This is a genomic window from Streptomyces sp. NPDC059957, from assembly GCF_042730015.1.
Taxonomy (GTDB): Bacteria; Actinomycetota; Actinomycetes; order Streptomycetales; family Streptomycetaceae; genus Streptomyces.
The window spans coordinates 82,458-91,252 of the sequence record NZ_JBHWMB010000022.1; the positions used below are offsets into that span (position 1 = coordinate 82,458).

6 protein-coding genes are annotated in these 8,795 nt (G+C 72.6%); 2 read left to right on the plus strand and 4 right to left on the minus strand.

The features are described 5' to 3' along the window. Window positions 1–16: 16 nt before the first annotated feature. The 4 genes from ACFWBW_RS17275 to ACFWBW_RS17290 all read right to left on the minus strand — a co-directional run bounded on the left by ACFWBW_RS17275 (window position 17) and on the right by ACFWBW_RS17290 (window position 7,339). On the minus strand, window positions 17–4,126 hold the full coding sequence (locus ACFWBW_RS17275) for an alpha-(1->3)-arabinofuranosyltransferase family protein (protein WP_385373242.1): 4,110 nt from the start codon (window positions 4,124–4,126) through the stop codon (window positions 17–19). Next, window positions 4,123–4,854 carry a class I SAM-dependent methyltransferase gene (locus tag ACFWBW_RS17280; protein ID WP_385373244.1) on the minus strand — a complete coding sequence of 244 codons (732 nt, stop codon included), beginning with the start codon at window positions 4,852–4,854 and terminating at the stop codon, window positions 4,123–4,125. Before ACFWBW_RS17280 ends, ACFWBW_RS17275 begins: the two co-directional genes overlap by 4 nt. Beyond that, window positions 4,851–6,050, minus strand: a complete 1,200-nt coding sequence (locus tag ACFWBW_RS17285; protein WP_385373246.1) for a glycosyltransferase family 4 protein — start codon at window positions 6,048–6,050, stop codon at window positions 4,851–4,853. Before ACFWBW_RS17285 ends, ACFWBW_RS17280 begins: the two co-directional genes overlap by 4 nt. 293 nt (window positions 6,051–6,343) lie before the next feature. After that, window positions 6,344–7,339, minus strand: a complete 996-nt coding sequence (locus tag ACFWBW_RS17290; protein WP_385373248.1) for a DUF3068 domain-containing protein — start codon at window positions 7,337–7,339, stop codon at window positions 6,344–6,346. 260 nt (window positions 7,340–7,599) lie between these two features. Between ACFWBW_RS17290 and ACFWBW_RS17295 the strand changes: the two genes are divergently transcribed. After that, complete coding sequence (locus ACFWBW_RS17295) at window positions 7,600–7,746, plus strand: hypothetical protein (RefSeq protein WP_385373250.1); 147 nt, start codon at window positions 7,600–7,602, stop codon at window positions 7,744–7,746. Between the two features lie 30 nt (window positions 7,747–7,776). Further along, on the plus strand, window positions 7,777–8,795 hold a 1,019-nt coding region (locus ACFWBW_RS17300), incomplete at its 3' end, for a PucR family transcriptional regulator (protein ID WP_385373252.1).

Below are 8,795 nucleotides of genomic sequence, written 5' to 3' on the forward strand. Positions count from 1 at the left end.
GCGAAGGACGGGCGGATCACGGAGCCTCGGACCGGTGCCGGGGCACGCTGACCCGGCCGCCCGCAGTGACCAGCGCGGCGGCGACTGCCAGCAGCGCGAGCACCTGGGCGGTCGGGGAGAATGCCCCGCTCGGGGGTGCGAGGGCCGCGACCAGACCGGCGCCGGCCATGGCCGCCCCGGCGACGTACGGCAGCAGGTTCGGCCACCGGAACGCGATCAGGACCAGCGGCAGCGCCAGCAGTGCGAGCGGACCACCGACGATACCGAGGACCAGCAGCGGGAAGACCGTGCCCAGCAGCCACCGGGGGGCGTCGGACGCGTCCCAGTCCTGCGCGCCGGGGCTGTCGGGCCGCCCGCTACGACGCCGGAGCGCCGGCACCACGACCATCCCGGCGAGCACCAGGAGGGCGAGGGCGCCGAGGACGAGCCCGACGTCGTACGTGGCGGCGGGGGCATAGGAGAGAAGTACGGTTCCGCCGGAGCCCGCCGGGACCACGTAGCCCTGCTGCCAGCCGTCGAGCCGGACGGACTGCAGCGGCTTGCCGTTCAGGGTCGCGCGCCAGCCGGAGTTGGCGTTCTCGTGTACCTGGACGTAAGCGGCATCGCCTTCGCCGATCCGTACCCTGCGCTCGTCCCCGGACCAGGACAGGACTTCCACCGTCCGCCGCGCGCCGGGATCGGCGGCCGGGCCGGCGCCGCGGGCCGAGAGGGTGAGGTCGGTGACGGCCAGTGCGCCGTCGTCGGAGGAGGACACCCGGTGCTCGCCCTCGCCGAGCGTCAGGGCGGGCCCGGTGGCCGGGCACAGTTTCACGGTGACCGCGTGCCGGTTCCGCAGGGACGCGACCGTGCCCGACACGGAGGTCTGGTGGGCGACTCCGTCCACGGTGACGACCGGGCCGCCCTTGCCGCAGGGCAGAGCGAAACCGGCGCCCCGGGTGTCCGGGGACTCCTGGCGGATCATCAGGTCGGCCAGGGCGGGGACGTGCACCTCGCTCAGGCCCGCCGGCAGCTGGAGTTTCTGCCCGGCGAGCGGGTTGTGGAGGAGGACGGGAGCCGTCGCGGTGACCGTGATCGTCAGCTGGTCGGTGGTCAGCGGGGCGAACCGGACCAAACCGTTGGCGTCCACCCCCGCGCTCACGGCGTCGGTCGGAGTGCTGAGCTGTACTTGGGTCGGCCGGGAGGAGAGACCACCGGCGGCACCGAGCACCAGCTGGTCGATGCTGCGGCTGCCCTGCCAGGCGAGGCGGACGGTGGGCTTGCCGCCCGCGATCCAGGCGGTGGTGAGGTCGCCGTCGAGCAGATTGCGTGGGCTGCCGGAGGCGGTGGAGTCGGCCTCGACGCCGATCCGCCCGGCGGCCCGGCCGGGGGCGACCTGGTCCAACAGGGAGTCCAACGCCGGGCCGGGGAGGGCGACGGCGCTGCCGGTGACCGTGAAGGCCCCCGCATCGCTGGTGAGTTGACGGTTGAGCCCGGTCTCGACGCTGCCCGACTGGGAGCCGCCGAGGTCGAGGGTGCGGTGTAGCGAGTAGGTGTCGGCCGTAGCAGTCGGGAGGGACAGCACGCGGGTGGCCTTGATGCCCGGGATCGAGATCTCCGAGAACCCGGCCCCGCCCACGCCGGTGTTGGCGGTGACGGCGCCCTCGATGGTGATCTTGACCCATGCGGCGGGCCCTGCCGGGGCGTTGACGTCCTGCGCGACGGCCTGCGGCTGCAGCACGCTCACCTGCGAGCCGCGGTCCGTGGTGATCCGCAGCTTGGTGACGGTGGGCCGAAGGGAACCCCCGGCCAGCGGGGTGACCTTGAGGGTGGCGGGGAGGTCCATCGACCCGTTGAAGTCGATCCGCAGCCACTGACCCACCGGGTCCGCGCTGCTGCCCTCCGCCCAGGCCGTGCCGGAGTTCCCGTCGAAGGCACCGACCGGGTCGTACTGCGGCAGGGCGAAGAGCCAGGATCCGTAGGAGGAGGCGGTGACCGACTTGGCGCCTTCGATCACCGAGGTGGTCTGTTCGGCGGTGGAACCGGCCGGGCCCGAGGGCAGGATCTGCCTCGGTGCGCCTCCGGGGTCCTGGCCGGCGTCCGCCGGGTTGGTCTCGGTGGCCGTGTAGGTGTACGAGTTGTTGCCGTCGACCAAGCCGAAGAGCGTGTCGCCCCGGCGCTGCCCGTCGGCGGTGGCCCGCAGCGCGGCGCTGGTGCCGGCCGGCAGGGGGTCGCCGGAGAGGATCACCGGACGGTCCGTCACCGTACCGCTCGCGGAGAGCTGGAGCAGCGACTCGGTGCCGCCGCTGACCACCGCGGTGTCGGCGACCGGGAGGGTGGTGACCCGGCCGGGTGCGGGGTCACCACCGGTGGGGGCGAAGATCTCCACCGCGTCGTACTGCCGGTACAGGCCCTGGACCTGGACCGGGGTGTCGGGCGGGAGCTGTCCGGAAATCGTAGGGGAGCCGAAGCCGGTCACCCGCTCGTAGCCGGAGGCCAGCAGGGTGGCGCGCACCGTCTGCGGCGGGATGTAACCGGCCTGCGCGGGGTCGAGGTCGTTGCGGACCACCAGGTGGTGCACCCCGGACCGCTCCAGGAAGGCGCCGAGCCCCGGCACCCGGGTGCCCGTCGCCAGAGCCTCCTGGATCGCCTCCAGGTAGCGTCGCTCGCCGGCCTGGCCGAAGGGCACGAAGTTGTACTGCGCCCATGGCGAGTCCGCCAGCACGTCGAGCGGCTCGTCGATGGTCGAGCCCCAGGTGTAGAGGCCGTGCGCGTCGGCGGGGACCACCAGGGCCCGGCTGTCGGACGCCTTTGCGGTCAGGTACGCGGCGGTCTGCTTCCACTGCGAGGGCAGCGCCTTGAAGGAGCCCGGCTGGACGATGCTGCCGTTCAGGTAGGGGAGCGCGAGGCCGGGCAGTACCGCGAGTGCGACCAGAGCCGGGACCAGCCGCGGTCGGCCGGCCACCCGGGGCAGCGGCCGGCCGCACAGGTGCGCCAGGCCCAGGGCCAGCGCCAGCGCGAGGCCGGTCTGGAACTTGTAGATGTTGCGCAGCGGCGCCAGCGCGCCGTCGAGCAGCTGCTGCACCGTGCTGTGGAAGGGCGCCCCGAGGGAGCCGCCGTACCCGGCGAGGGTGAGCAGCGCGACCGCGGCGACGACCAGCAGCAGCCAGCGCCGCTCGGGCAGGTCGCGGCGGGCGAGCCCGGCCAGGCCGAGCGCTGCCGCGAGCGCGGAGCAGGCGATCACCAGCACGTTCGCCGCGACGTCCCAGCCCGCGGGCAGCCAGGCCGAGCCGAAGTGCAGGTAGGCCACCCAGTTCCCGGCCCCGCGCAGCAGCTCGGTTGCGGACATGGTGGCGGTGGTGGTGGACGCCTGCTCGATGTAGCGCAGGAAGTCGGCGCCGTAGGAGTTGAGCAGCACCAGCGGCACGGCCCACCAGGCGGTGGCGAGCAGCACGCCGGGCACCCACCAGGCGATCAGGCGCCACTTGCGGCTGCCCCCTGGCCGGCTGAGCAGGTAGAGCCCGACCGGCAGCAGTGAGGCCGCGACCGAGGTCGCGTTGACGCCGCCCATGAGCGGGATGACCAGTGCGGAGCGCAGTGCGGCGGCGCGCGCCGAGACGAAGCGGGTGAGCGGCAGCAGGACCCAGGGCAGGACCGCGCCGGGCAGTGCGGCGGCGGAGGTGGAGCCCACCACGATGGTGAACACCGGCCACAGCGCGTAGCAGGCCGCGCCGAGCAGCCGGCTCGGCCGGGAGCCGTACCCGAGGCGTTCGGCGAGCCGCAAAGCGCCCCAGAAAGCGGCGGTCACCACCAGCGACAGCCACAGCCGCTCCGCCAGCCAGACCGGCAGCTGGAGCAGATCGGTGATCAGGTAGTACGGCAGCATCGGGAAGGCGTAGCCGACGTACTGGTTGGACAGACCGCCGAAGCTGCCCTCGCTCTGCCAGAGCGTTCCGAGCGAGCCGAGGAAACCCACCGGGTCGAGCGCGACGGCGAGTTTGGTGTCGAAGGCGATCCGTCCGGGCGCGGCGGCCAGGAAGGCGGACAGGACCAGCAGCCAGAAGACGGCGAGCCAGCGGCGGCCGGTACGGGGCTCGGGGCGCGGCCTCGAGGGCGGCGCGGCGGGGAGCTGCAGAGTGGGGGCGCTCATTCGGAGGTTCTCCGCATCACCAGGAGAAGATTCCAGGACGCGATCTCGCGCAGGCCTGGAATACGGACGAGGGTCTCGGCCAGGAACGGCCAGTAGCGCGATCGTGCGGAAAGGATCTCGACATCGGCGCGCCCGCGTACGTGACGCAGCACCGGTCCGATGTGCACTCGGTAGAGGTTTTCGCCGAGGGTGTGCTTGGCACTGTGCCCGGTGCGCCGCTGGTAGCGGCGCCGGGCCCGGTCGGCGCCGAGCAGGTGCCAGGGCGAGGTCTCGTGGCCGCCCCACGGGGAGAGCCAGTTGGTGTAGGAGACGTAGACCAGGCCGCCGGGGCGGGTGACACGCACCATTTCGCTGATGAAGGTCTCCGGGTCCGGCACGTGCTCCAGCACGTTGGAGGAGAAGCAGACGTCGGCGGCGCCGTCGCTGAGCGGTAGCCAGTACCCGTCCGCGACGACAGCGTGGTCGGGTGCGAGCCCACCGCGCGCGTGCAGCTCGGCAAGGTCCGGTTCGAAGAGGAAGGCGTGCGCGCCGCGGGCCCGGAACGCCTCGGTGAAGTGGCCGGCGGCGCCGCCGACGTCGGCCACCACGGCCCCGGCCAGGGGTGTGTACCGCTCGACCTGGTCGGCGGCGTCCTCGGCCAGCAACGAGTAGAACGTCTCCGGGTCGCTCTGCTCGCTGCGGAACGCTCGGAACAGCGCGAGGGAGCGTCGTAGAGAGGGGTCTTTCACGAGCGCTCCGCCGTGGTCGGGGCCGGGGGCTCGGCCATGGTGCGTCCGGCCCCGGCCCGCCCGGAGGCGTGCAGGGCCACGGCCTCGGCGGCAGCGGCCTGGAAGCGGTCGACGCTGTGCCCCCAGGTGAACTGCTCCGCGTGGCGGCGGGCCGCCGAACCCATCGCGGCGCGCCGCTCGGCGGACAGGGCCAGCGCGCACCAGGCCGCGGCGAACCCGCTCTCCGCCCGGGCGAGCAGGCCGGTGCGGCCGTGGACGACGGAGTCCCGCAGGCCCGGAATCTCGAAACCCACCGCGGGCGTGCCGCGGATGGCGGCCTCCGTGACCACCAGGCCCCATCCCTCCAGGGAGGAGGGGTGCAGCAGCAGCCAGCTCCGGCAGAGCAGCCGGTGCTTCTCGGCTTCGTCGACCCGCCCGGCGAAGACCACATCGGGCCCGGCCTGCGCCTCCAAGCGGTCCCGCTCCGGGCCGTCGCCCACGATCACCAGCTTGCCGCCGGTGATCGGGCGGACCCGCTCCCACAGACGCAGCAGCAGGTCGATCCGCTTGTACTCCACCAGCCTGCCCACGGCGGTGAACAGCGGTTCGTCGGATTCGGGGAGCAGCGGCGCGGGGGCCTCGACCCCATTGGGAACGAGATGGATGCGGTCGGCCGGTACGCCGATCCGCACCATCGCCTCGGCGGTGGACGGGGACACCGCGACCATCAGGCTGCGGCGGTGGGTCCGGGTCAGCGCGCGGTGTTCCAGCATCCGGCCGGCCCGGGCGACCGGTCCGGGCAGGCGCTGGTCCCAGAGATCGGTGTGCACGTGGTTGACGAGGCACATCACCGGTCCCCGGTGCCACAGCGGCGCCAGGTACGGGACGCCGTTGCAGACCTCGACCAGCAGGTCGGTCTCGCCGACGCTGCGGCCGAACGCGCCCGGCGTGCGGAGGAAGTGGTCGTACGTGCCGCCGGCGGAGACCACGCGGTAGTTGCGGTCGACGGACGGTTCCGGGCCTCCGCAGAGCAGAGTGACCTCGTGCCCGCGATCGGCCAGTCCGGAAGACAGCCGGTCGACGAGCAGTTCCGAACCGCCGGCGGCGGGGTTGGCCAGGTCGCGCCAGGCGAGAACGGTGATCCGGCGTGGGACCTCCGGCGACGGTCGCACGGCCGTCGTGGCCGGAGGTGGGTGCGGGGATATCTGATGTGCCATGGGAGCTCCTGGGAGGGGCAGTGCTCAAGGCAGTGAGGGCAGGGATACGCAGGGATACGCAGGGATGCGCGGGGACGTGCAGGGGACCGGGGGTGTCCGGGGGTGGCCTGGGGCGGCCGGTGGGGCAGTCGCACGGGAGGGACCGGGGGATGTGCGTCTGGCGGCGCGCGGGTGGCGCGCGCCGCCAGTGTGTGCTGTTGCTACCGCCCGGTACTACTCACCAAATTGCTAAATTCCCGTCGAGTTCACGTGGAATTAGGTGAATCCTCTATCACTTCGGCGAGCGACGGTTGTCACTGCGAGGCGCGACGGCGCAGCAGCACGCCGGCCGCAAGCAGGCAGACGAGGCCCGCGACGCCGGCGGCGACGGGGGCGGTGGTGCCCACCAGGTTCAGCTTGCGGGCGGCGGCCTGCGCGGTCCGCACCTGGCCGTCCCGGCTCTCCGCCGTCATGGTGAGATCCGCCCGCAGCAGGGCCAGCAGGTCAGGGCCCTCGGCCGAGGTCCGCAGGGTCACCAGCGGCTGCGTACGGGCGTCCATCACGGTGCCGGTGACCGGGTCCACAACCACTTTGAACCCGCTGTTCGCGTAGTAGCGGTCGGCGACGACCTGACTGCGGTCGGCCAGTCCGAGCAGTTTGCCGGGGACCTGCTGGGTCCCGACCTTGGTCGGGGCGAGCACGGCGCCGTAGCGGTAGCCGAGCCGGCCGTTCACGGTCGTGGAGCCCTGGAAGTCAAGGGTCACAGTGCCGCCCAGCGTGGAGTCCCAGTAGACGTACGGGCGCTTGGCCAGGCCGAACGGGAACTTCAGGTAGGCCTCGCCGGAGAAGGAGGGGCTCTCGCCGTGCGAGTGCAGCGGCAGGTTGGTGCTGCGGTCGGTCACCCAGCGTTCCACCGTCCATTGGACGGACCTGCGCGGGTCGCGGAGCTCGAGCGTGGCGGCGGTGTCGATCTGTGTGGATATGTCCATGACTGCGCGGGTCGGTCCGCTCTGCGCGACGTTGCCCACCACTCGCCGGGTGAGCGTGAGGTCCTGGACCGGGCTCACGGCGACGGCCTTGGTGTCGAAGACGGTGCCACTGCCGGTGAAGACGGTGGTGGTGTTGGTGTCGATCGGAGTCTTGCGGAGGTTCGGCAGCGCGTACCAGTGCAGCAGCGGCGCCATTACCAGGAGGAAGGCCGCGACGGCGGTCAGCACCAGGCCGGTGCGGGACAGGCGCCGGGGCGCCGGGGGAGGTTCGGGGTGTTCCCCCGCGGACTGGTCGAGGATCTGACCTGTGGGCACGGGCATGATTACGCTCCGTAAGGGATTGGGGTCGGCACAGACCGTGCGGTGGTGAAGGCAGTGGTGCGACGAAAGGTCCCCAACGGCTGCCGAAGGTGAGGCAGGTCCCGTGTACATCCCCTGAGCGCGGAACCGTAGGTCCCCCCTTGACGGATTGTCAACGCCAGGGCAAAACTGTGCGGGCACGGGACCGGGCCGGTGCGAATGGTGTCGCTTGTCGTTCCGCCCCGCTTGCTCGGGGCCCACGAAAGGGACATTCCGCAGCCATGCGTACCCGACGCCCCGTTCTCGCCGTCGTCCTCACCGCCGCGACGGGGGCACTCCTCGCCATCGCCGCCGTACTCGCCCTGGTCGCTTTCACGACCGCGGCTCCCGCCCAACCCGACGTGCCGCTCGTCTCCTTTACCGGCTGATCCCGACGGACTCCCAGGGAGGCTGCCCGCATGAGCGTACGAACCGATCCCGCTCCGGTTGCCGCCGCACCGCGGTCGGCCTCCCTGTGGAGCGCCGTGAGCACCGCCGACACCGAGCGGTTCATCAGCCTCGCCTCCGCAGAGATCCCCACGCTCTCGATCGAGGTGATGCAGCAGATCCACGCCCAGTTCCCGCAGGTCGTGGAGATCTTCGACGACCACGGCGTCTCGGGCGTCCTCACCCGGATCAGACTGGCCCTCGGCCCCTTCGTCGAGAGTGTCCGGGTGGCCGGCGGCCCGAAGATATCGGGGGACGGCGCCGTACGCTTCCGCGAGGTCGCCGCCTCCCTCAACCGGTGCGAGACCCTGCCCGGGCCCGCGCTCGACTTCATGCGCGCGGTCTACCGCTTCGGGGCACGGGTGTCCTGGCGCCGGCTCACCGAGATCGCGGACGGAGTGGGGATCCCGCCCGCTGCGATGTACGAGCTGGCCGAGGCCGGTTTCGACTACATCGAAGCCCTCGTCGGTGAGGCGACCCGGGACCAGCTCGGCAACGAGTCCCTGGCCGCCGGCGAACGGCTTCGCCGCCAGTGCCGCCTGGTGGGGCTGCTGCTGGCGGACCAGCCGACCAACCTCGAGGCGATGGCCCAGTACGCCGCCAACATCGGCTGGCGGCTCCCGGAAACGGTCGCGATCGCCGTTCTCAGCCGCCACGAGAACGTGCTCCTGCCGCCGGCCCTCGGCGCAGGCATCCTGCTCGACTGGGAGAGCGAGCAGCCCCGGCTGGTCGTCCCGGGCTCCGCCCAGGCCGGCCGGGCTGACGCGCTCCGCCAGGCTCTCCCGGGGTGGAGCGGCGCGCTGGGGCCGACCGTGCCGTTGGCCCAGGCGGCTCGCTCGTTGCACTGGGCGCAGACGGCGGTCGGCCTCATCGCGGCCGGGGCCCTGCCGTCCCGGGGGGTGGTTGAGAGGCACGGACGAAACACAAAAACACCCCTCTCTCCCCGCCACCACCACACCCCCAAACCCCCCCGCCGCTCCCACCCCCCACC